This window comes from Wenyingzhuangia gilva (genome assembly GCF_030519655.1).
Taxonomy (GTDB): Bacteria; Bacteroidota; Bacteroidia; order Flavobacteriales; family Flavobacteriaceae; genus Wenyingzhuangia; species Wenyingzhuangia gilva.
The window spans coordinates 1-25447 of record NZ_JAUMIT010000003.1; the positions used below are offsets into that span (position 1 = coordinate 1).

The following is a 25447-nucleotide window of genomic DNA, read 5'->3' on the forward strand; positions in this document are numbered from 1 at the left end:
AGAGACTCTTTCCTGGGAGTTTTGGAGCGTTTGTAACGGCCATTGTTTTTATGCTGCTTTGTTGGTCAATAGGTTGGTGGTTAAACAAGAAAAAAATCTATATTAAAATTTAGGAAGTAAATAGTAGAATGAAAAAAACAATCACTCTTATATTTTTTATAGGAATCCTTTTTACGGCTTTGTTTTTGATGATTTCTTGTCACAAAACAAAAACGATTAGATTAAACGAGATTCAAGTGATAGGTAGTCATAATTCATATAAAATTCCCATAGAACAACCTCTGTGGGAATATTTATATCAAATAGATTCTGTTAGGGCTAAGACCTTACAATACGGCCATATTCCAATCATAAAACAATTGAATTTAGGGCTTAGAAATTTGGAATTAGACGTTTTGTATGATCCCAACGGAGGACGATTTACCCATCCTAAAGGATTAGAGATTGTAAAATCTTTAGGCGATAAACCTTTACTTTATGATGAAGATAAAAAGTTACGACAGCCAGGTTTAAAAATGTTTCACATACAAGATATTGATTTTAGAAGTCATTATTTATTGTTTAAAGATGGTTTAAAAGTAATTAAGAAATGGTCTGATGAACACCCTAATCATACCCCTATAATTATTTTAATCAATGCAAAAGATAGCAGTCATCATGACTTAAGCGAATTGTTACCATTTACAAAAAATGCATTAGACAGTATTGATCTTGAGATTCGTTCTGTTTTTAAAGATTCTCAATTAATCACTCCAGATTTGGTGAGAGGAAATCATAAAACGTTAGAAGAGGCCATTTTAACTGATGGTTGGCCAGATATGAATACCGTAAAAGGTAGATTTCTTTTTGTGTTAGATGAGAAAGAAGCAAAAAACAATCGATATTTAGAAGGACATCCTAGTTTAAAAAATAGGGTAATGTTTATCAATAGCAAAGAGGGAAATCCTGAAGCCGCTTTTAGAGTGATTAATAATCCGATTAAAGATTTTGAGTATATTAAAGAGCTGGTTTTAAGAGGATATATGGTAAGAACTCGTGCAGATGATGGAACAAATGAGTCTAGAACCAATGATTATTGTAAATTTGAAAAAGCAAAACAATCTGGTGCACAAATCATCTCAACAGATTATTACGTACCAACCAAACTTTATAAGTCTGATTATAAGGTCGTTTTTGAAAACAATAGTTACGAAAGAATAAAATAATAGTTCATGTTTAAACCAAAATCCCCAAGTATTTTCATATTAATTGTTTTAATAGTAAACAGTTTAAGTGCTCAAACCCCATTTACCATTGTTTCAAAAAATGAAAAGGTGGGTGTTTTTTATGATAAAAGTGATGCCAAAGTTGTAGAAATAGCAGCTAAAATGTTGGTTGATGATATCTCTAAAATCACCAAAAAGTATATTGAAATTAATGGTGATGTTCATAAATATTCTATTCTAGCAGGAACAGTTGGACAAAGTAGTTTGATTGGAAGATTGGTAGATGATGGAAAAATAACAATTGCTGATATTGAAGGGAAATGGGAAACTTATAAAATTGAGGTAGTTGAAAAACCTTTGCCAGGAATTGAAAAAGCACTGGTAATTGTTGGTTCTGATAGAAGAGCGACTGCTTATGGTTTGTTAGAGGTTTCTAGAATGATGGGCGTGTCTCCTTGGGAATGGTGGGCAGATGTAACTCCTGAAGTAAAAGAAGAAGTGTCTATTTCTGTTACCTCAAAAACATATGGATCTCCCTCCGTAAAATATAGAGGAATCTTTTTAAATGATGAAGATTGGGGGTTACAACGTTGGGCTGCTTTAAATTATGAACCAGAAACGGGGGATATTGGACCGAAAACGTATGCCAAAGTTTTTGAATTGCTATTGCGTTTACGTGCCAATACTATTTGGCCAGCCATGCATAAATCTACCAAAGCATTTTATTTTTATCCAGAGAACAAAGTGGTGGCAGACAATTATGCCATTGTTGTAGGAAGTTCTCATGCAGAACCTATGTTGAGTAATATCAATGCAGAATGGGATCATAAAACTATGGGAGAATATCGTTATGATACCAATTCAAGATCCATTAAAAAATTATTCAAAAAAAGAGCCAAAGAAACAGAACACTACGAAGGAATTTATACTGTTGGAATGAGAGGGGAACACGATTCTCCTATGATTGTAGGAGAAGATGATACAGAATCTCAAGTAGAGTTATTGGAGCAAGTAATTACTGATCAAAGGGAAATTTTAGAAAAATATTCTAAAAATGATGAAGCTAGACCACAGGTTTTTGTGCCTTATAAAGAAGTATTGCATTATTACCAAAGTGGGTTGAACTTGCCAGAAGATGTAATGCTTATGTGGACAGATGATAACTATGGTTATATCCGTCAGTTGAGTAATTATAGAGAACAAAAACGTAGTGGAGGAGCAGGAGTTTATTATCATACTTCTTATTGGGGAAGACCACATGATTATTTATGGTTAAATTCAACCAATCCAGCTTTGATGTGGGAAGAAATGTCTAAAGCTTACGAGTATCAATCTAAAGATTTATGGATTTTAAATTGTGGAGACATCAAACCACATGAATACAATATCGAGTTGTTTTTAGACATGGCTTGGGACATGACTAAATTTGAAAAAAACAGCGATGTAAAACAACATAAAAACAATTGGGCAACCAGAGAATTTGGAGAAAAAACAGCTAAAGATATCACTGAGGTAATGTTGAAATATGATGAATTGGCATTTCAAAGAAGACCAGAATTTATGGCTTGGAGTCAAGTAGAACCAGTAACCAAAGCGAAAGAAACAGAATTAACTCAGTTTCATTATGGTGATGAAGTGAGTCAAAGAATTGAGGCTTATCAATCATTAATCACTGCTGTAGACAGTATTAATACTAAAGTTTCTGTATATAGAAAAGATGCTTTTTATCAATTGGTTTATTATCCTGTAGTAGCTGCAGCAAGTATGAATCATAAGTGGTTATATGCTTATAAAAATAAATTTGTAGCTTCTCAAGGTAGAAATAGTGCTTTGTACTATGGAGAAAAATCTTTTTTAGCCTATAATCGTATTGTAGCCGAAACAAATTATTATAATAATACACTTCAGAATGGTAAATGGAATCATATCATGAATATGTCTCCAAGATATTTACCTGTTTTTTCAAGACCTTCTATAGCGGTAGCATTTCCAAAGAGTACAAATGATTTAGGGCTGGCTTTAGAGAGTTATGAAATGGAATTAAATCATGAAGCTATCAATTCCTATGCAGATGTTTTACCAGTGTTTAATGCTTATACCAAAAACAAGTATTATGTGGATGTGTATTTAAAAGATGAAGGTACTTTAAAATGGGAAGCAAAACCGAAAGCAAATTGGATTAAAATCTCTAAAACTTCGGGAGAATTAAATGCCAATCAACCAGAAGAAAGATTGTGGGTTACTATAGATTGGGATAAAGTTCCAAAAGGAGAAAATAAAAAAGAAGCTCCATTAGGACACGATTATCAAATGATTCCTCCAAGTTTTAAAGTAAATTCAGCCATTGACTTTGTTTCAGGAGACAAAACATATACCGTAGGAGTTTCGGTTTTTAATCCAAAATTAGAAGCATTAAAAGGTTATAAAGGGTTTGTAGAAGACAAGGGGTTTGTATCTATAAAAGCAGAGAATTATACCCGAAAAAAAGAGGGGCAAGAGGCAAAATGGGAAACTTATGAAGGAATGGGGTATTCAGGAAAGGTTGCCGTTGCTTTACCAAGAACTGCAAAATCACAAAATTGGTTGTCAGATATTGTTAAAAATAGTCCCGCTTTAGAATATGACTTTTACACTTTTAATTTTGGAGAAGTAGATGTAAAAATTCAAGCTATTCCAACGCATGCGTTTTTTGAAGGAAGCGGAGTAAAATGTGCTGTTTCTATTGATGATGCAAAACCTGTGATTGTAGATTTTCAAACTTCAGGTAGAAGTGATGCTTGGAAAGAAAATGTATTAAAAAATGCGACCGTAAAATCTGCTAAACAAATAGTTGACAAGGCAGGAAAACACACATTAAAAATTTGGATGGTAGATCCAGGAGTTATGATAGATCAAGTATTGATAGATTTAGGAGGATGGAAAAAATCTTATGCTTTTCCTAAAGAAACCAAGTTGTAATGAAGTATTTCAAACCTCTTATGATAAGATTTTTAAGTTTTATAACCATTGTTGTTTTACTGTTTTCCTGTAAACCAGCACCAGAAAATAAAGAAAGTAATCCTTTACAAATTGCCTTTTTATCGGATGTCCATTTGTTAGATATTTATGGTGAATTTTCTGATAATACCTATCGAGGAGTATTAAATCCAGCTACCCAAAAATATACTTTGGCTAGAACCATGCAGTCACAATTAGAATCTACAAGGTTATTTAATGAGAATTATTTTGCTTTTAAAGCAGCGTTGAATGATGTGGTTAAAAGAGGTGTAAAATATGTGGCTTTACCTGGCGATTTTAGTGATGATGGACAATTGGTAAACATCAGAGGATTGAAAAATATTTTACAAGAATATTCACAGAAATATAACATCAACTTTATTTTAACCACAGGAAATCACGATCCTGTAAGACCGTTTTATCAAGATGCAGGAAAGAAAGATTTTTTAGGAAAAGGAGGAAAATCTCAAGCCATTTTTAGCAAAGAGGAATTGTATCCATCTAAAGAAGAAAAAGCTTTACCTATCATTATTACTAAAGATATTGCGAGGTTAGGGTATCAAGGAATTTTAAAGGAATTAAAAGATTTTGGTTTTTATCCTAAGAAAACGACTACTTATTGGGAAAGCCCTTTTACTCCCTATAATTATCAGGAGTATACTTATGATAAGGCTTTAACATATTCTGATATAAGTTTTAGAACCTATAAAATTCAACCTACAAACGCAGAAGTTCCTGATTTAAGTTATTTAACAGAGTTTGGAGATGATTTGTGGTTTTTAGCTATTGATGCCAATGTTTACGTTCCTAAAGGAGAAGAAACTTCTTATGATCCGGTTAATTTTGATGGAGCAAGTACAGGTTATAACAATGTGTTAACACATAAAGAACATTTACTTACTTGGATAAAATCGGTTACTGAAAGAGCTGAAAAACTAGGAAAAAAATTAATTGTTTTTAGTCATTTTCCAACCATCGATTTTAATGATGATGCTACGGAGGATATGAAGACTTTGTTTGGAAAAGATAAAATGCAAATGCAAAGAGTCCCTAATGAAGAAGTAGCCAAAGTTTTGGCCGATGCTGGCGTAAAAGTCCATTTTGGAGGACATATGCATATTAATGATACTGGACTTAGAAAGTTTAAGGACGGAAACGGATTGGTTAATATTCAAATTCCATCTTTAGCCGCTTATATCCCTGCATATAAATTATTAACCCTTAAAAATAAGGGTGTTTTTGAAATAGAAACCATTGTGTTAGATTCGGTTGCCGATTTTAAAACTTTATTTCCATTATATCAACAAGAGCATGATTATTTGGTAAAAACAAATCAACCTCATATTTGGGATTCAGCTATTTTAAATGCAAATACTTACAAAGAATTTACTGCTTGGCATTTAAAAGAATTGGTGAGATTGAGATTTTTAAAAAATGACTGGCCACAAGAATTTAAGAACTTATTGATAAATGCTACGGGTCAAGATTTGATACAAGTTGCCAAAGAAAATAATGCAGATATAAAAACATTTGAAGTAAAATTAAAAGATCAAAACATTTCTATAGAAGTTTTTAAGGACTGGACAGGTTTAGACATGATTCATGATTTTTATAAGTTTAAAAGTGCTGATAAGTTAGCTATTACGGATGTTGGGCAAGTTAGATTAAAACAATATACTTTAATTTGTGACTTATTTAAAAGTTCAAATCACGCAAACTTAAAATTATGGGGAAGTATCTTTGTTAAGTTTTGTAATGGACAACCAGCCAATCATTTTGAAATTGATACTCAATCAAGTACTATTACCTCTATTAATCCTTTATATTAGTATTTCTTTTTTTATATTAACTTTGGGTTAGATAATTATTTTATGATAAGATTTTCTGTTTTTTTTGTTTTTCTTGTTTTTTTTGTCGGATTTTTTTCTGTTTCAGCGCAACAGTTAAAATTTGAACACTACAATGATGAAGATGGTCTTTCTCATAATTCTGTTAGACATATAGTTCAAGACAATCAAGGCTTTCTTTGGTTAGGAACATTTTCTGGACTAAATAGATTTGACGGATATCAATTTAAATCTTATTTAAGTTCTTCTTTTGAAGAACAAACTATCCATAATGATGATATTACAGGTCTTGAATTTGATGAAACCACAAATAGTTTATGGATTGGAACCAGAAAAGGATTGACACTTTTTAAAACCGACACAAGAAAGTTTAAAACATATTTAACAGAAAAAAACAATCCGAATAGTTTACCCGACGAAGAAATTCGATCGGTTTATGTAGATAAATTTAAAAGGGTTTGGGTAGGAACAAGGACTTCAGGTGTTTATTTATTTTATCCAGATACAGAAATATTTGAAAAAATTGATTTGCCAAACTTTGAATATGTCAAAGAGATTTTTGAGGATAAAAAAGGAAATATTTGGATAGGAAGTTTTGGAACTGCATCTGTAGCAAAAATTTCATTAAATAAAAAAGGAGAATTTTCAGAAATAAAAGAGTACACATTATCAGTCCCTAATTCAAATAAAAAGAATCCATATTTAAATTTTATTTTCGAAGATTTTAAATCTGATATTTTTATAGGTACTAGAGAAGGTTTGTATAAGTTAGACAAATCAACCAATACCTTTAAAAATTTATATGTAGAAGATAAGACTATAAGAGAAAAACTAGGACCTTATTTTTTATCAATAGCACTAGCTCCGAATGGTAAATATTGGGTAGGAACTTTAGGAGGGCTTTTGGTTTGCGATCAATTAGAAGATATTCCATTAGGAAATTATGAATGGTACTATTCGGTCTTGTCTGATGATACTTCGTTGGTTGATAACTTAATCTCTTCTTTATATTTTGATCCATCAGGTGTATTGTGGATTGGTACAGAAGATGGCTTAGATAAATATGATCCTTATGAAAACCAATTTTACTTAAACAAAGATATTTCTCTTTACATAGACAACCAAGCACCTAGAATTAGAGGTTTTGCAAAAACCTATGATGGACATACTATTGTGGCTACGTGGCATAATGGACTTTTTATTAATAAAGATGAAGAAATAACCCCTTTATATGATAACAAAACCAATATTGCTAGTATATATGCAACCGATGGAAAAACGTTTTATTGTGGTTTGTGGGATGGTAGAGTTTTGATTTATGATTATTTAAAAAACAAATCTAAAATAATAGATGTGGGTTTTGTAAATGTTCCTGTTTTTTCATTTTTAAAATACGATAAAAACACTTTGTTTATCTCTTCTTTTGGACAAGGAACGGTGGTTTTAGATTTAAAAACTTTAAAATTAAATGCTAATTATGGTAAAATTCTTCCAGGTTTTGAAGTCAATAAAATAAGAAAAAACGAAAATGATTTGTGGTTTGCCACAGAAACAGGGTTGGTAAAATACAACCCACTTCAGAAAACAACAAAACATTACGAATACGATTCTAATAACAAATATGGGCTTCCTCATGACAATGTAAGCGATGTTTTAATAGATCAGAATAAAAATATTTGGGCAGCTACCAGAAAAGCTCTTTCCGTATATAATTATGAAAAAGATAATTTTGAGTTGGTTTTAGAACCAAAATCTTTAAAAGGAAAATGGATTACAGATTTAACTACCGATAGTTATGGAAGAATTTGGTTAAATATGAATAACAATACCATTGCACAATACGAACCCAACACTAAAAAAGCTAAAATATATAATATCATGAGTGGAAATAGGCTAGATGTTTTTAGCTCTAGTGGTTTTTATAATTTTAACAATTCAAAAATATATATCGCAGGAAAAGAAGGGGTCCTTTATTTTTCACTTCAGAATATTAAAGAAAATAAATATTCTCCTTCACCAGTCATTACAGAGTTTAAAGTAGAGAACAAAGAAATATTTCCAGGAACAACCATCAATGGTCAGGTTTTGTTTGAAAAAGATTTAAATTACAGTAAAAGCGTTGTTTTAGACTATAATAACAGGAATTTTTCCATTCAATTTTCTTCTCCATCCTTTACCAACGAGAGGCAAAATAAGTATCAATATAAATTAGAAGGTTTTGATAAAGATTGGATAGAAACGACTAGTGATTCTAGAACAGTACAATATACCAACTTGTTTTCTAAAGATTATGTTTTTAAAATTAGAGCTAGTAATAGCGATGGTATTTGGAGCGAAACATCAACTTACAATATAAAAGTATTGCCAACATTTTGGTTAACTTATAAAGGAATTTCTTTGATTGTTTTTGTGTTGGGACTATTGATTTATTTTTCTCGCAAGCAAATAAAATTACGTTTAGAGCTAAAGCAGGAACTTTTATTGGAAAAAGTAAAAAGAGAAAGAGATGAAAAATTAAACAACGAAAAATTAAGGTTTTTTACCAATATTTCTCACGAATTAAGAACTCCTTTAACTCTAATTTTAGGACCTGTAAAACAACTTTTACAACAAGAAAACGCCAGTTCTTATGAAAGAAGTAGGGTAGATTTAATTTATCAAAATGCTAATAGACTCCTTAGATTGGTTAATCAGATTTTAGATTTTAGAAGGGCAGAAACGGGAGCGCTAAAGTTAAAAGTTTATAAGGTTGATATTGTCATCAATACCAAAAATATATTCACTTCTTTTATAGAATTGTCTCACACAAAAAACATCAATTTTAATTTGAATATAGAGACAGATTCTTTGTTTTGTTGGATTGACATGGATAAATACAATAAAATTTTATACAATTTATTGTCTAACGCTATGAAGTTTACTGATCATTATGGAAATGTTGATTTGTTTATAGGTTTAAAAGAGGGGCATGAAAAAATTCTAAAGATTGAAGTAAGTGATGATGGAATTGGAATCCCTTTAGAAAGTCAAGAAAAAATATTTTCTAGATTTTACCAAGCGCAAAACAGTAAATCTAGCACTACAGGAACGGGAATTGGACTGTCATTGGTAAAAGCTTTGGTAGAAATTCACAAAGGAGAAATTAAGGTAGAAAGTACTCCTGGTGTAGGAAGTATTTTTACTGTAGAGCTACCTGTTGGAAAAGAAGCTTACAGTGAAGATGAAAGATTTGATATTAGTCCTACAGATGAAGTAGAAACTTTAATTCCAATAAAACAAATAGAAGCTTCTTTTGAAAATATTAATACCAAAAAAGCAAAAACAAATACAGATGTAAAGCATAAAATCTTAGTAATTGATGACAATACTGAGTTAAGAAAATATGTGGTTGAATATCTATCTGCTTATTTTAAAGTGTACGAAGCAGAAAATGGTAAAGAGGGATTAGAGGTATGTAAAAAAATTAAACCAGTTTTATGTGTGGTAGATGTAATGATGCCTGTTATGGATGGTTTTGATTTTGTAGAAGCCTTAAAAGCAGATGAAAATTTAAGTCACACTGCTGTTGTATTATTAACCGCTTTGGCTGAAAACGAAAATAGAATCAAAGGATATAAAATAGGGGTAGATGGTTATTTGGTAAAACCTTTTGATCCGTCATTACTTAAAACACGTATCGATAATATCATAAAAATACATTTTGATTTAAAACAAAAATTTTCTGGAGAAGCAGAAAGTGATGTAATTTCTTTGGCACACTCACAAATAGACATAGAACTTATATCTAACATCAAAAGTATTATAGAAGATAATATTAGCAATCCAGAATTGACTTCTGGTTTTTTATGTGAACAATTAGCCATGAGTTCTTCTAAATTATATAGAAAGATTACACAATTAACAGATTTATCACCCAATGAATTTATCAGAACTATTCGTTTAAAAAAGTCTGCACAATTGTTAAAAACTAAAAATTACAATGTTTCAGAAGTTGCCGATATGGTTGGTTTTAATGATCCTTTATATTTTAGTAGGTGTTTTAAAAAACAGTTTGGACATTCTCCAAGTACTTTGTTAAAGTAAAGTAGGTGTTTTATAAGATGCACAATTTCAGTTTTTTGCTTTAAATCATTACAGGTGTTTATCCATGTTTTTGATTAAAATTTCATGGTGTTTTGGAGATTAAAAATCAATATTTGAGGTTACAAAAATCAAGAATATTTATTATATATGGAAAACTCATTAAAAACACCAGTTGTCCCAAAAAAAATGATCATCCCTTTTGTTTTAGTAACCTATTTGTTTGCTTTATGGGGATTTGCCAATGCAGTTACCGATCCGATGGTTCAAGCTTTTAAAAAAGTATTAGAGTTATCTAATTCTCAAGCCGCTTGGGTACAGATGGCTTTTTATGGAGGTTATTTTTGTATGGCTCTACCTGCAGCGATGTTTATGAGAAAATATTCTTATAAAGTAGGAATTTTAATAGGTTTAGGATTGTATGCTGTTGGGGCATTGTTATTTTATCCTGCAGCTATTACAGAACAATTTTGGTTTTTCTGTTTGGGTTTGTATGTATTAACTTTTGGTTTGGCTTTTTTAGAAACGGCAGCAAATCCTTATGCACTGGCTATGGGGCCAAAAGAAACGGCTACCCAACGTTTAAATTTAGCTCAAGCTTTTAATCCTTTAGGGTTGATAGCAGGTTTGTTTGTAGCACAACAATTTGTTTTAAAAAATTTAAAAAGTGATGATATTGATAACTTTAGCGCTTTAGATGAAGCATCTAAAATTATAATTAAAACTTCAGATTTATTGGTGATAAGAAATCCTTATGTAATTTTAGGATTGGTATTAATTGGCGTTTTTGTATTGTTTGTGGTGAACAAAATGCCTCAATCTAAAGATGACGGATTGATGCCAAAAATAGGAGATACTTTTATGGCTTTATCAAAAAACAAGAAGTATGTATTGGGAGTGTTAGCTCAAATTTTCCATATGGGATGTTTAATCATGTGTTGGACCTATATTTATCAATATTCAGAAGCGATAGGGATTGACAGTGTTACGGCAGGATATTATCAAATGGCTGCTTTTGTGCTTTTTACCATTGGTAGGGCAGTAGGAACTTATTTGTTAAGGTTTGTAAGCTCAGGAAAACTATTGATGATTTTTGCGATTTTAGGAATTGCATTTGTGTCTGTTGTTATCTTAATTGAAGGAATAGTAGGTTTGTATAGTTTGGTAGGAGTGTCTTTTTGTATGTCATTAATGTTTCCAACCATTTATGGAATTGCTTTAGGAGGATTAACCGAAGAGCAATCAAAAGTAGGTTCCGCTGGATTGATTATGGCTATTGTAGGAGGAGCGTTGATGCCAAAAATGCAGGGAATGATTATAGATTTAGGAGGTAATGGCGTTTCGGATATCAAAATTATGGGAGTATCAGAAGTGAGTTTTTCATTTATATTACCATTGCTATGTTTTGTTTATATTGCTTGGTATGGATTAAGAGTCAATAAACGATATGAAGTATAAATCTAGAATTGTATTGTATAAAAAGCTCGTAAATATTTTACGAGCTTTTTATATAATAGTTGTATTTTAAAATCAAAAAAAGATTTAAACCAAGTTTATAAAAAACAAAAAACCACAACAAAAATGTTGTGGTTTTTAATGTGGTGCCTCCAGTCCCGAAGCATCGGGAGAACCAGGGCTATTTCTTAGTTAGTATATCATTTAGGATAGATTTGTCGTCTATAATTTTTTGAATAAACTTTTTGCTTTTCATTCTTTTGATAAACCTTTCAAGATACATGGCGTTTTCTTTAGAGTTAGTTTGATATTCTAGAAGGACTTTCCAATCATCTGCTTTTGAAGTAAAACTTTGATAATATGTTTTATTCATATGTAGTGTTAATCTGTTAGTCATATTAGCTGTTTCACCAATATAAAATTTATTTAGTTTTTTACTATAAAGAATATATAGGAAGTGCATTTTATTTTCTAATATATAAAAAACAAAAAACCACAACAAAAATGTTGTGGTTTTTAATGTGGTGCCTCCAGTCCCGAAGCATCGGGAGAACCAGGGCTATTTTTTAGTTAGTATATCATTTAGGATAGATTTGTCGTCTATAATTTTTTGAATAAACTTTTTGCTTTTCATTCTTTTGATAAATCTTTCAAGATAGATGGCGTTTTCTTTAGAGTTAGTTTGATATTCTAGAAGGACTTTCCAATCATCTGCTTTTGAAGTAAAACTTTGATAATATGTTTTATTCATATGTAGTGTTAATCTGTTAGTTATATTAGCTGTTTCACCAATATAAAATTTATTTAGTTTTTTACTATAAAGAATATATAGGAAGTGCATTTTATTTTCTAATATATAAAAAACAAAAAACCACAACAAAAATGTTGTGGTTTTTAATGTGGTGCCTCCAGGAATCGAACCAGGGACACAAGGATTTTCAGTCCTTTGCTCTACCAACTGAGCTAAGGCACCATGCTTAACTTAGCGGTTGCAAATTTATACTTTTTTATAGATAAACAGTAGGTTTTTGCATAAAAAATAAACCTTTTTTTAAAATATTTTCTATGCTTTTCATTATGAGTATATTATGTTTTTTTCTTTGTTAAAATATATTTACATCTCATATTTATTTTGGGTATCACGTAAGTTAAAGGTATTTTTACGTACTTATATAGAAATTATAAAATATGCGAATTGGTATTGTATGTTACCCTACATTTGGAGGTAGTGGAGTCGTAGCTACTGAATTGGGAATGGTATTGGCTCAAAAAGGTTATGAAATACATTTTATTACCTATCACCCACCGGTGAGGCTAGATTTGATTTCTAGCGGAATTCACTTTCATCAAGTTCAAATAGAGGAATATTCTTTGTTCCATTACCAGCCATATGAATTGGCTTTGTCTAGTAAAATGGTGCAAATTGTAGAGAAACATGATTTAGAGTTGCTGCATGTACATTATGCAATTCCTCATGCATATGCAGCCTATATGGCCAAAAAAATGCTACAAGAAAAAGGAATTGATATTAGAGTGGTAACCACTTTACATGGAACAGATATCACTTTGGTGGGAAGTCACCCTAACTATAAAACAGCGGTAGAATTTAGTATCAATCACTCTGATGTTGTGACTACCGTTTCTAATAGTTTAAGAGAAGATACTTACCGTTTGTTTGATATCAAAAAAGATATTGAAGTTGTTTATAATTTTATTGAACTTGAAAAATATGAAAATCATCCTTTAAAAGGAGCTGATTGTCAAAGAGGAAGTATTGCCACCGAAGAGGAGTTTATCCTTACTCACATTAGTAATTACAGACCTGTAAAAAGAGCTAAAGATGTTGTGAGAATTTTTGCCAAAGTTTTAGAGGTAAAACCAGCAAAATTAATTTTGGTTGGCGAAGGTCCAGAAATGGTTGATGTGAAACATTTGGCTAGAGAATTAGGGGTGTTTGATAAAATTGTTTTCTTAGGGAATAGCACAGAAGTAGATAAGATTTTATGTTATTCTGATGTATTCTTATTACCATCAAGATCTGAGAGTTTTGGATTGGCTGCTTTAGAAGCCATGGCGGCTAGAACTCCAGTGATTTCTACGAATACAGGAGGTTTACCAGAAGTTAATGTGCATGGAGTTACAGGGTTTTTAAGCAATGTAAAAGATGTTGATGATATGGCTAAAAATGCCTTAAAATTAATTGAAAGTAGAGAGGTATTAAATGTATATAAACAAAATGCTTTAGAAAGAGCTAAAGAGTTTAGTATAGACAATGTATTGCCAAAATATGAGGCTATCTATAAAAGTTTGGTGCTTACAGCCTGATCATAAAACTTAATTACATAAAAAAGTCTTCATATTTCTATGAAGACTTTTTTTATGTGATATATAGAGTGATTTACATCCTTTTCATTTGATCTTTCATCATTTTAATCTGATCAGTTAGCATTCCGTGTTTGTCTAACTTTTTAGCTTCGTTTAACAAGGTTGTTGCTTCTCTTTTTCTGCGTTTACTCATGGCAATACCTGCTAAGTTTAATTTTGCCATGGCAATATCGTGACTCATACGCAGCCCAATTCCTAAAGCTTTTTTGAACAACTTTTCTGATTGAGTCATGTTTTTTTGAGCTAATAAAATAGCTTGTAAATAGTAAAAATATGCTTGTTGAGAAGTAATTAAAGCCATTTCTGGTTTTTTAATTTTATCTAACCACTTAGCAGTTCCTTCCATATTTTGCTTTCTCATTTGTAAAAAAGCTAATAATAAAATTTCATTTTTGAAATATAAAAAGACAAAAATACCAGCTAACAATAGTAATAAAATACCATTACCTATATTTTCATCAATAAACTGTAATACAGCCAATACAGTAACTCCTACTGCTAAAACTAATTTTAAATACTTGTGAAACATATGAATTGTTTGGTTTTATAAGATTCGCGAATTTACATTAATATTTGCGGAAATCAGAATGCTATTTATTTTTTATAGTATTTTTTAAATTTTAGGAAGGCTAAAACTCCAAGTATAGCTACAATTATAACAGAATAATACACAAAACTAGGAGTGACAACTTGGTCACCACTTGCATAAGAATGTAATCCTGATAAGTAAAAATTCACTCCAAAATAAGTCATCATAATACTAGCAAAAGCATATACAGAAACAATATTAAAAGCAAATTTGCTTCTAAGACCAGGAACCAAACGCATGTGTAACACAAAAGCATAAATCATAATACTAATTAAAGCCCATGTTTCTTTAGGATCCCATCCCCAGTAACGTCCCCAACTTTCGTTAGCCCACATACCTCCTAAAAAGTTTCCTATGGTTAACATTACCAAACCAACTGTCATGCTCATTTCATTGATAATGGTTAATTCATCAATCTTAATTTTTAAAGATTTTTTGTTTTTGCTAGTGGTTAATATCATTAAGATTAACACAACTAATCCTAAAATCATACTTAAAGTAAAAGGACCATAACTAGCCACAATAATGGCTACGTGAATCATTAACCAATAAGAATTTAATACTGGTTGTAGGTTGGCAATTTGTGGATCCATCCAGTTCCAGTGTGCTATCATTAAAATCATAGCAGCAACAAAAGCTGTTGCAGCAATGGTTAATGATGATTTTCTACCAAAAATTAATCCGAACAGCATGGTTGCCCATCCTACGTAAATAATAGATTCGTAAGCATCTGACCAAGGAGCGTGTCCGCTAATAAACCAACGAACTCCTAATCCTGCCGTTTGTAATATAAATAAGAAAACAACAATTCCTATAGCACCTTTAATTAAAGCTCTAACAATTTTACCGTCTTTAAAAATTTGGAAAATAATTAACAAGAATAAAATAGTACTGATGTAAGTGTAGTAGGAAAACAACTTCTTAAAAATATCATATTTATTATAAGTAATTTCATAATCTATTTTCTTTTGACTAGGATACACTTCAGCTCCGTATTTTTTCTGAAAGTTTTTAATTCCTCCTAAAATTTCATTGGCATCAGCATAATTTCCACTTTGTTTTGCTTGCCATAAAACTTGTTTGTAAGCAGGTAAAATTTGTTTTACAAAAACAGAATCAGTTCCTTTAAATCCGGCAGTTTCTAATTCTAGTTGAGAAACCCATTTGTTGTTTTCATCACCTATTTTAGGATAAATACGCAAAATACTTCCGCTAATAGCGGTGTATAACAAACCTACACGCTTGTCTATGTTGATGACATCTTTTTCAAAAGCACTTTTAATTTGACTTTTTTCAGCATCAGCCACATAGGATACCAATTTATAATTTCCACTAGGATCTATAAAGTTTGATAAAGAGGCATATTTTGTTTTGACATCAATGCCTAAAACTTTTCTGATTTTTTCATCATTTCTTTCTAAATAAATCACAGGAGCATCAAACCAAAGTCTAGGATTTTCTACAATAGATAGAAACACTTGATTGGCATCTAAGCCTTCATAAGTTTCACTTTTGCTTACTTTCCTTAACAATTCACTTGCAAAAGTATTGATAGGTTTCATACGACCTCCTGCATCTTGAATTACAATTTTACTAAATTCAAGTGCGTGTTCTGGTTTTACAGCATTTTTAACAATGGCCTCTTTTACCTTTTCGGGTGATAAAGTTTCCATTTGATGATCGTGTGCTTCTTCAGCAGCATGATTATGACCTTCGTGATTTTCTTCTTGTACTATTTCAGAAGCATGGTCGTGTCCTTCGTGATTGTGATCTTCATCTGTGTGTTGAGCAAAACTAAAAGTAGAAGTCAATCCTAAAATTAAAGCAATTACGGTCGTTTTACTTTTTAATTTTCTAAGTTTTTGACCTAATTGACCAAAACGAGAATTTTTCATAAATAAAATCATCATCAATCCTGTGTATAACATAGAGTATCCAATGTAAGTAATGGTAGTTCCAATAGCATCGTGGTTTACAGATAATCTGGTTTCTTCTTTAGGACCAGACAAATCATAACTAGATTGGAAAAATTTATATCCTCTATAATCTAAAATATGATTCATGAAAATTCTAAAATCAAAGGTGTTATTTTTTTCTTCATCAACAAGCGTTATTTCACTAGCATAAGAAGCAGCAGACTCAGAACCTGGATATTTTTCTAATTGAAAATCATTTAATTTTATAAAAAATGGAAGTTTTAAAATTCTAGAACCGTATGATAAATTAAAGTTTAGATCAGCCAAAGTAAAAGTTACAGGTTTGTTTGAGGTGTATTTTCCTCCTTTTACTTGAATTAAGGTCATTTTATCTTTAGAGGTAACTTTAAAAGTTAACAAAGCTTCTGGAAAAGCTTTTTTATCTTTTGCAGAAATTACTTTCATTTCTCCAGTAATTGGTTTTTCGGGCACTACAAAACTCAACCCTGCAATTTGATGTAAACTTAAATAGTTAAATTTTTCAGGAGTATTAGCGGTAACCGTTCCTTGAAATTGATCGGCCATTCGCATAAAAGATCCATCAGATTTAGATTCTAAATATAAGGTTCCATCTTTATCAGTAAAATTAATAGAAGCGTTTTCTGGATTTTCATATCCCACTAAAATTCCGTGAATATTCTCTAAAGTTCCCTTTTTAATATAATGATCATGTCTAGAACCAGAACTAGATTCTACAAAATGTAAAAAAGTTTCTCCATTTTCAGATTTTGTAAATTCTGTTTTGGCATTTGGAATATAATCCGTTAATTCAAAATCAATGTCCTGACCTCTAAAATCTGTAGAAAAATGATAAGAAGCTTTTCCTTTTGCAGAAAGTAAAATAGGACTGTGTACGTATTTTTCTTCTTTAAAATTGTGAATATTTAAGTTAAGATAAGTGGTTTCGGAAAAGAATTCATTGGTTTTTTCTCCCTCTAAAATAGGCATTACCCCTTCATAACTTACATATCTTGTAACAGCAGCTCCAATAATAATTAGTAAGAAAGAAACATGGAATAATAAAATTCCCCATTTTTCTTTTTTGTGTAGTTTGTATTTAAAAATATTTCCGAAAAAATTAATTACAAATAACAACATAATGGTTTCAAACCACCATGTGTTATATACCAAAGCTTTAGAGGTTTCTGTACCGTAATCATTTTCTATAAAAGTTGCAATTCCCATAGTGGCTCCAAACAATAAGAATAGAATTGCCATTAGGCGAGTACTGTATAAAATATTCCAGATTTTTTTCATGGGTAACATTAAAATTTTAAGGTGCTAAATTACGTAAATAAACGTCAAAAACCTGTCAATATCAGTGCCAATCTAAGTTGTTTTTTGTTTTTAATAAAAGAAATAAATAAGAGATAGTATTTGATTTAATAGGCATTAATTTCTATTATTGCCGTAAACATATTTTTAATTTATGAAAAATTATCAAGTTGCGGTTGTAGGTTCAGGTCCTTCAGGTGCTTCGGCAGCATTCCATTTGGCAAAAGCAGGTATCAAAACTGTTATTTTAGAAAAAGAAATCTTGCCAAGATATAAAGTTTGTGGTGGTGGATTTGTATATAGAGGTAGAAAAAACATGCCGTTTGATGTATCGGAAGTTGTAGATATTGAGTTTAATAAAATTGATGTTTACATGGGAGATGATTTACATTTTGTTACCGAAAGAGAAAATCCAATTGTTTCTTTGGTAATGAGAGACACTTTTGATCAATTAATTGTAAACAAAGCAAAAGAATTAGGAGTTGAAATTATTGAAGATTGCAAAGTAAAATCACTCAATAAAGTTGATGGATTGGTTGAAATTGAAACCACTCAAGGTTTGATTAAAACACAATTTGTTATTGCTGCAGATGGTGTTTATAGTCAGGTAGCAAAAATGGCAGGTTGGAAAGAAGATACTCGTACTTTAATTCCAGCATTAGAATATGAAATAGAAGTGAATCAGGCAGATTTTGAAAGACTTTCTAAAGAAATCCGTTTTGATATTGATGCAATTCCAGCAGGTTATGGATGGTGTTTTCCTAAGAAAAATCATTTATCAATAGGCGTAGGAGCTATTTTAAAAGATGATAAAAAAATAAAAGAGTATTGTGCTGATTATATCAAGTTTTTAGGAATAGAAGAAATTTTAAGTATCGAAAAACATGGATATCAAATTCCTGTAACTCCTCGATTAGATGGTTTTGTAAAAGAGAATGTTTTTTTAATAGGAGATGCTGCTGGTTTTGCAGACCCATTAACTGCCGAAGGAATTTCAAATGCTATATTAAGTGGTAAATTAGTAGCAGAAGCTATAGCCCAAGCAAAAGGAGATGAAGAAAAAGCAGCTAAAATTTATACAGATATTATAGAAGATACTTTAATGCCAGAGTTACTTACTTCAATGAAATTGGCTAAAGTATTTTACGGTAGTAAAATTGTCAGAAAATTTTTATTAAAAAACTATGGTCAACATTTTAGTGAAGCCATGACAGATATTTTTATGGGAGAAAGAACTTACCCTAAAGACATTAATAAAAAGATAAAAGAAAAATTAAAAGGCTTGGTTTTTTAAATCACTCCATTATTACCAATATAAAGCTGTTAACGTTACTTAATAATGTTAACAGTTTTTTTATTCTTTTTTTAAGAAATTAATTGTTGAAAAAATTAGAAAAAAGGATTATTTATAAGCTTTTTTTAAGGATAATATAGTTCTTTTTTTAATATTGTTTTCAAGTATATTTCCATTAAATAATAGTCTATATTTGAGTGTTGGTCGGTATTGACTGTGTAATGAAAGTGTTGAAAATTTGATATATGCGTTTACGTACAAGTTGTTTTTTAAAGTTTGAAATTTCAGAACCAACGCCATTTATTTTAATGCTTAGGCCTCGTAGTGGAGCGCATCAGTGGGTAGAAAAAGAAGAATATAAAATTTTACCGAGTATTCCTGTTTTTGAGTTTACGGATAGTTATGGAAATCTTTGTCAACGCTTAATCGCTGATCCAGGAATGTTTTCAATTATGACTTCCTCAGAGGTGATAACTTCAAACTTTATTGATGAAGGTTATGGAGCCCCATTTATTGAAATTCAGAATTTACCCGATGGGGTATTGAGTTACTTATTGCCAAGTAGATATTGTGAGTCTGATTGTTTTAATGAATTGGCGATGAGTATTGGTGAAGGACAATATTTAGGTTACAATCAAGTATCGGCAATTACAAATTGGTTACGTACAAATATAGATTATGTTCCGGGTAGTAACAGTGAACCCTTGTCGGCTTTACAAGTTAAAAACAAAGGATTTGGCGTTTGTAAAGATTTGGCTCATTTGGGCATCGCTTTGTGCAGAAGTTTAAGTATTCCTGCACGTATTGTGGTTGGATATTTACATGGTTTACATCCTATGGATATGCATGCATGGTTTGAGGCATATATAGGAAACAGGTGGTATACTTTTGATGCTACTCAAACAGGAAATCCTGGAGGCTATGTGGTTTTAGGAGTTGGTAGAGATGCTGCCGATGTAGCTGTTTTTAATCAATTTGGACCTTCTGTCTATCCGATTGAGCAAAATGTTCAGGTTGAAGAAATCTTTTAGAATGACTATCTTTCCGTTTAAAAACAACATTCATGTTATTACATAGTAAGAAAATCAAATGGGGAATTATAGGTTTGGGAAATATAGCTCAAAAATTCGCCAAAGATTTAGCGACCATTTCTGATGCTGAATTATATGCAGTGGCTTCAAGAAACCAAGAAAAGTCTGATAAATTCGCTAAAGATTTCAATGCTACCATCGCTTATGATTCTTATGAATCATTGGCAAAAGATAAAAATGTAGATGCTGTTTATATTGCCACACCACACAGTTTTCATAAAGATCATTCTATTTTATGTTTATTAAATAACAAAGCTGTTTTGTGTGAAAAACCATTTGCCATGAACTTTAATGAAGTTCAGCAAATGATTACTGTTGCTAAAGAACAAAACGTGTTGCTAATGGAAGCTTTGTGGACCTATTTTTTACCACATTATCAATATGTTTTGGAGTTAATTAAGAATAAAGCTTTAGGGGAAGTTCTTTCTTTAGAAGCAGATTTTGGATTTCATAGACCTTTTGATAATGAAAACAGGTTGTTTAAAAAAGAAGTAGGTGGAGGGAGTTTATTAGATATTGGAATCTATCCTATTTTTGCGGCTTTATCAACTTTAGGAATACCAGAAAATATTGAAGCGAAAGCCACTTTTTTTGACAATGGAGCCGATGCAAGTTGTGATATGATTTTTCATTATCAAAAAGCCAAAGCTTATTTAAAAAGTTCTATTCAAGAACAAACTGCTACCGAAGCTATTTTTACTTGTGAACAAGGAATGATTAAAATAAATACAGAGTTTCATATTCCCACTTCTGTAACCATCATAAAAAATGGTAAAGAGGAAATTGTAGATTTTGGTGTAAAAACCATAGGGTATAATTATGAAGCCGAACACTTTAATAAGTTACTAAGAGAAGGTAAAAAAGAAAGTAATATCATGACTTTTGATTTTTCTAAAAAACTGATTCAAACTTTAGATACAGTTAGAAAAAAAATAGGTTTGGAGTATTAAGTTTACTTAAAGTTAAAAGAATCAAACAATGCGTAGTTTTCTTTGGTGGGTAAATGTTCTCCCATAAACGATAAGTTTTCTAAACTGTTATGTACAGTAAACTTGTGTTTTGTTTTAATATCTGTTTGTAGTGTTTTTACCAAAACATTGTTGATAAACCATTTTATAAAATACCTGTTGTTGTTCTCACTTAGTTCCATTTTAAAATAATGCCATTGTTCGGTAGTTACCTTAAAAACATCAGAAGTATGAGGGTGATGTTGTGAGGTACAATGTACAATAGCTTCATTTGTTTTTGCTTTTATTTCTTTTCTATCCTTAATATTTCCCGATCCTATTTCAAAATCTATTTCATAGGGAGTTTTACCAGAATGATAAATAAATGCACCAATACTACATTGGTCATTGATGTTAAATTTGGGTATATAAATTTTCCACTCATAAGTCCCTAATCCAAAATCTTTTCGTTTGGTTTTTACTTTAACTCTATCCTTACTATTGGGACGAGTGGAGACTTTTAAGGCATCATTTTCTAATTGATAAGATTTGGGATGTCCAAAAGAATTGTCTTTCCAATTTTGATGAAAGAGCTCTAGATTGTTAAAGTTTTCTGTAAAAGGAATATTTTCCACAGCTTCTTTTTTATCAAATAAATTACTTTTGCAACTACTGAATAACACAATGCTTATCATTTGAAAAATTGTTGCATAACGATTCATGTAAAGTAGTTGATTATGTTGATGGATGTCTAAATATAGTATTTTTATGAATTATGTTAATAAACAAAACAGCCAATCTTAAATATTAGATTGGCTGTTTTTATAAGATAAAAAAGACGGGGCTAGCTTTTTTTCATGTCTATTAAAATAGAAAAAGTTTTATTGATGTCTGCCTCTTTAACTACAATGGTAATTTCATGAGTGGTAGAGATGATTTCTTGTACAGGAATATCAGCCCAAGCCAATTGTTTTAATATAAAGTAGTAAATACCAGATTGTTGAGAATTAGACTTTGGTAACTTTATAGTAATTGAAGCCAATTCATCTGCAGAAGACAAGAGTAACTCGGATTTAAAAATTTCAGAAACCTTATCATGTAACTTTCTACTAGTAATGATGTTTGTCTCAAAAATACCCTGAGAAATGGTAAAGAAATAATCTTTATCTTCTCCAAATTCTTTGATCAAATCAGAAATACATTTTAGTAAAGTAGGTGTGTTTTTAAAAGTAAAATTTCCCAAATCAGAACGTACAATAAAATCACCTAAAGTCAAGGTTATTTTTTTGATGTTCTTTCTAATTTTTAAAATACTTGAAGGAGATAGCCTATTGATAGCCATCATGATAGCTCCAGACTTTACATCCTTGTTTAAGTCTTTTTCAACATCTGGTTGAATCACCCTAGCCAATGAAGAAACATTAATTAACTTGTCATTTAAAGCCTCTTCTAAAAAAGGTGTTTTTCTAATAATCCCCTCAACAGATTCCTGTATGGTTTTCATACCTGTTCAAATTTTAACAATTAGTATCAAGATGTAAAGATATTATTATTTTTTTGTACAGATAACACTTTTGTGAAACCTTTGCGCTTTTATTACCCTCAGGTATTAAAAAGAGAAACTAGAAACACTAACAAGAGACTAATTAGGAACAAGTATGAAAGTATTAAAATTTGGAGGTACCTCAGTAGGGAGTCCAGAAAGCATTAAAGAAGTTGCAAACATTGTAAGAAATGTTGAAGGGCAAAAAACAGTAGTTTTGTCTGCAATGTCTGGTACAACCAATGCTTTACATGAAGTTGCAGATCATATTATTAACTATAGAGAAGAAGAAGCAAATGATTTAATTAATACATTGATAGGAAAATATGTTGATGTTGTAAATGAATTATTGTCAGAAAAAGAAAACCAAAATGAAGCTATTGAACTGGTTTCAGAAGTTTTTGAATATATTAGAGAGCATATCGGAATTGAAATTCCATCTAAGCAAATAGAAAAAAACATTGTAGCACAAGGTGAAGTTTTGTCTACTAACTTATTTAGTTTTCATTTAAAAGAATTAGGAGCAAATGCATTGTTGGTATCTGCTTTTGATTTTATGGCTATTGATGAGGCGAATGAACCTGTGATTGAAAAAATCACCAAAGAATACGGTAAAATAATTGAGGCAAATAAAGAAGTTGAGATTTTTGTAACTCAAGGATATATTTGTTTGAGTGATACAGGAAAAATAGACAACTTAAAAAGAGGAGGATCTGACTATTCTGCTTCTTTAATTGGTGCGGCTATTTTGGCTGAAGAAATTCAGATTTGGACTGATATTGATGGAATGCATAACAACGATCCTCGTTTTGTAGAAAATACCTTTTCTTTAAAAGAACTTTCTTTTGATGAGGCTGCCGAGTTGGCTTATTTTGGAGCGAAAATTTTGCATCCACAGTCTGTCATTCCAGCACGCAAAGCAAATGTGCCTGTTTTGTTAAAAAATACTTTTGAGCCAAACGCAGCAGGAACTATTATTAAAAACTGTGAAGTGCCAAGTGGTGTAAGAGCCATTGCTGCTAAAGATGGTATCACAGCAATTAAGATTAAGTCATACAGAATGTTAATGGCTTACGGTTTCTTAAAAGGAGTGTTTGAAGTATTTGAGAAGTATAAAACTTCTATTGATATGATTACCACTTCGGAAGTTGCGGTTTCGGTAACCATTGATGACACGACTCATTTAAATGAAATTGTTGCAGAGTTAAAAGAAATAGGTTCTGTAGAGGTAGATTCTGATTTGAGTATTGTATGCTTGGCGGGTGAATTTTCATCAAAAAGAACAGGGGCAGGAATTCCAATTTTAAACAGTTTAGGAAATGTTCCTATTCGTATGATTTCATACGGAGGTTCTAATTACAACGTATCATTAGTGATTAATACCGAAAATAAAAAAGAAGCATTGGTTGCCTTAAACAATGGTTTATTTTAGTCAATAATTATTCATGTTTTGATGAGGTAAAATCGAAAAAAAGTTTATTTTTGCAGATATAACTCACGAATAAAAGATTTAATATAAAATGGATATTTCACAATTCTTAGGATTTTTAGCATTCTTATTTGTATTTACAGCTGGTTTTTGGTTGTTAATTTTCTTATTAACTTTTGTAGTACCTTACTGGATTACAGGGACAATTATTGAAAACTTTCAGTTAAAAGCAGCCGCTAAAAAACAGAAATAGTCAAATATTTCATTAAAAATATACAAAGCCTAGTAGAAATTCTACTAGGCTTTTTTTATAGTGCTTCCTTTCCCTTTTGTATCTTTATTCTATAAGAATATCCTCATGAATTCACAATTTAAGAACACACTAACGACAAGTACCCAAGCCAAAGAAGCTATCGAGGTAGAAGTCATCCAAACACTTTGGAGTGGTTATGGTAAAATTGTCCGATATCAACTTATAGAGAGTCCTATAAAACAAGTAGTGGTAAAATGGGTACAATTACCAAAAATAAAAGAGCACCCAAGAGGATGGAATACCAATGTTTCGCATGATAGAAAGGTGAAATCGTATCAAGTTGAAACCGCTTTTTATAAAACGTATGCTAAGCAATGTGATACATTTTGTAGAATCCCTAAATTGTATGCTTTTGATACTTATAATGATGAGGTTTTATTAGTGTTAGAAGATTTAGATGATGCTGGGTTTTCTAAAAGAATTCATAAGGTTTCATGGCAACACATCAATGTTTGTGTTCAATGGTTGGCAAATTTCCATGCTACTTTTTTACAACAAGCCCCTAAAGATTTATGGAAGATTGGTACTTATTGGCATTTGGACACAAGACCAGAAGAATTAGAGGTGTTAGAAGATAAAGCTTTAAAAAAGATAGCCTCTAAAATTGATGAAACATTAAATAATGCAACTTTTAAAACATTTGTACATGGTGATGCCAAATTGGCTAATTTTTGTTTTTCAGAAGATGGTTCAAAAGTTGCAGCTGTAGATTTTCAATATGTAGGTGGTGGTTGTGGCGTGAAAGATTTGGCCTATTTTATGGGAAGTTGTTTGTCTGAAGAAGATTGTAAAGAATACGAAACAGAAATATTAGACTTGTACTTTCATCTTTTAAAAAAAGCCATCAATATTAAAAATATAAATATAGATGTCCAAGCTTTAGAAAAAGAATGGAGGGCTTTGTTTCCTGTTGCTTGGACAGATTTTCATAGGTTTTTAAAAGGATGGAGTCCCTCACATTGGAAAATTAATAGTTATAGCGAGCAAGTAGCTCAACAAGTAATTAAATCATTAAAATAAC

At 30.9% G+C, this 25447-nt stretch carries 18 protein-coding genes and 1 tRNA gene; 12 read left to right on the forward strand and 7 right to left on the reverse strand.

The features are described 5' to 3' along the window. Positions 1-128 precede the first annotated feature (128 nt). The 5 genes from QVZ41_RS07065 to fucP all read left to right on the forward strand — a co-directional run bounded on the left by QVZ41_RS07065 (position 129) and on the right by fucP (position 11587). Complete coding sequence (locus QVZ41_RS07065; RefSeq protein WP_302883859.1) at positions 129-1205, forward strand: phosphatidylinositol-specific phospholipase C1-like protein; 1077 nt, start codon at positions 129-131, stop codon at positions 1203-1205. A 6-nt stretch (positions 1206-1211) separates the two neighbouring features. Then, positions 1212-4163 (forward strand): glycosyl hydrolase 115 family protein, encoded by a 2952-nt coding sequence (locus tag QVZ41_RS07070; protein ID WP_302883861.1) that lies wholly within the window; start codon positions 1212-1214, stop codon positions 4161-4163. Between the two features lie 20 nt (positions 4164-4183). Continuing rightward, positions 4184-6031 (forward strand): metallophosphoesterase, encoded by a 1848-nt coding sequence (locus tag QVZ41_RS07075; RefSeq protein ID WP_302883862.1) that lies wholly within the window; start codon positions 4184-4186, stop codon positions 6029-6031. 42 nt (positions 6032-6073) lie between these two features. Further along, positions 6074-10132: a hybrid sensor histidine kinase/response regulator transcription factor gene (locus QVZ41_RS07080; RefSeq protein WP_302883863.1), complete on the forward strand. Its 4059-nt coding sequence runs from the start codon at positions 6074-6076 to the stop codon at positions 10130-10132. 147 nt (positions 10133-10279) lie between these two features. Next, positions 10280-11587: an L-fucose:H+ symporter permease gene (gene fucP, locus QVZ41_RS07085; protein ID WP_302883864.1), complete on the forward strand. Its 1308-nt coding sequence runs from the start codon at positions 10280-10282 to the stop codon at positions 11585-11587. 178 nt (positions 11588-11765) lie between these two features. Here the strand turns inward: fucP and QVZ41_RS07090 are convergent, their stop codons facing one another. From QVZ41_RS07090 to QVZ41_RS07095, 3 genes are all read right to left on the reverse strand, one after another. Next, complete coding sequence (locus tag QVZ41_RS07090) at positions 11766-12047, reverse strand: GIY-YIG nuclease family protein (RefSeq protein WP_302883865.1); 282 nt, start codon at positions 12045-12047, stop codon at positions 11766-11768. A 96-nt stretch (positions 12048-12143) separates the two neighbouring features. Further along, positions 12144-12425, reverse strand: a complete 282-nt coding sequence (locus QVZ41_RS14595) for a GIY-YIG nuclease family protein (RefSeq protein ID WP_420896126.1) — start codon at positions 12423-12425, stop codon at positions 12144-12146. A gap of 59 nt (positions 12426-12484) precedes the next feature. Beyond that, a tRNA-Phe gene (locus tag QVZ41_RS07095) sits at positions 12485-12557 on the reverse strand. A 215-nt stretch (positions 12558-12772) separates the two neighbouring features. On the opposite strand from QVZ41_RS07095, the gene bshA reads away from it, so the two are divergent. After that, on the forward strand, positions 12773-13909 hold the full coding sequence (gene bshA / locus QVZ41_RS07100) for an N-acetyl-alpha-D-glucosaminyl L-malate synthase BshA (RefSeq protein WP_302883866.1): 1137 nt from the start codon (positions 12773-12775) through the stop codon (positions 13907-13909). Between the two features lie 73 nt (positions 13910-13982). Here bshA and QVZ41_RS07105 read toward each other — a convergent pair whose 3' ends face one another. Together QVZ41_RS07105 and QVZ41_RS07110 are read right to left on the reverse strand one after the other, a co-directional pair. Next, entirely contained in the window at positions 13983-14498 is a 516-nt protein-coding gene (locus QVZ41_RS07105) for a DUF2892 domain-containing protein (RefSeq protein WP_302883867.1), read from the reverse strand. 65 nt (positions 14499-14563) lie between these two features. Next, entirely contained in the window at positions 14564-17791 is a 3228-nt protein-coding gene (locus QVZ41_RS07110) for a cytochrome c biogenesis protein CcsA (RefSeq protein ID WP_302883868.1), read from the reverse strand. A 172-nt stretch (positions 17792-17963) separates the two neighbouring features. On the opposite strand from QVZ41_RS07110, the gene QVZ41_RS07115 reads away from it, so the two are divergent. The 3 genes from QVZ41_RS07115 (at position 17964) to QVZ41_RS07125 (ending at position 21144) form a co-directional block, all read left to right on the forward strand. Further along, positions 17964-19103 (forward strand): NAD(P)/FAD-dependent oxidoreductase, encoded by a 1140-nt coding sequence (locus tag QVZ41_RS07115; RefSeq protein WP_302883869.1) that lies wholly within the window; start codon positions 17964-17966, stop codon positions 19101-19103. Between the two features lie 245 nt (positions 19104-19348). Further along, on the forward strand, positions 19349-20134 hold the full coding sequence (locus tag QVZ41_RS07120; RefSeq protein ID WP_302883870.1) for a transglutaminase-like domain-containing protein: 786 nt from the start codon (positions 19349-19351) through the stop codon (positions 20132-20134). A gap of 32 nt (positions 20135-20166) precedes the next feature. Continuing rightward, the gene (locus QVZ41_RS07125; protein ID WP_302883871.1) at positions 20167-21144 is read left to right on the forward strand and encodes a Gfo/Idh/MocA family protein; all 978 of its coding nucleotides are present in this window, start codon (positions 20167-20169) and stop codon (positions 21142-21144) included. Between the two features lie 2 nt (positions 21145-21146). Here the strand turns inward: QVZ41_RS07125 and QVZ41_RS07130 are convergent, their stop codons facing one another. Both QVZ41_RS07130 and QVZ41_RS07135 read right to left on the reverse strand, forming a co-directional pair. Then, complete coding sequence (locus QVZ41_RS07130) at positions 21147-21863, reverse strand: LamG domain-containing protein (protein WP_302883872.1); 717 nt, start codon at positions 21861-21863, stop codon at positions 21147-21149. A gap of 122 nt (positions 21864-21985) precedes the next feature. Next, positions 21986-22645, reverse strand: a complete 660-nt coding sequence (locus QVZ41_RS07135; protein WP_302883873.1) for a hypothetical protein — start codon at positions 22643-22645, stop codon at positions 21986-21988. Positions 22646-22799: 154 nt separating this feature from the next. Between QVZ41_RS07135 and QVZ41_RS07140 the strand changes: the two genes are divergently transcribed. The 3 genes from QVZ41_RS07140 (at position 22800) to QVZ41_RS07150 (ending at position 25446) form a co-directional block, all read left to right on the forward strand. Further along, positions 22800-24116, forward strand: coding sequence for an aspartate kinase (locus tag QVZ41_RS07140; protein WP_302883874.1), 1317 nt, complete (start codon positions 22800-22802; stop codon positions 24114-24116). 88 nt (positions 24117-24204) lie between these two features. After that, positions 24205-24366: a hypothetical protein gene (locus tag QVZ41_RS07145; protein ID WP_169816819.1), complete on the forward strand. Its 162-nt coding sequence runs from the start codon at positions 24205-24207 to the stop codon at positions 24364-24366. Between the two features lie 105 nt (positions 24367-24471). Continuing rightward, the gene (locus QVZ41_RS07150; protein WP_302883875.1) at positions 24472-25446 is read left to right on the forward strand and encodes an oxidoreductase family protein; all 975 of its coding nucleotides are present in this window, start codon (positions 24472-24474) and stop codon (positions 25444-25446) included. Position 25447 lies beyond the last annotated feature (1 nt).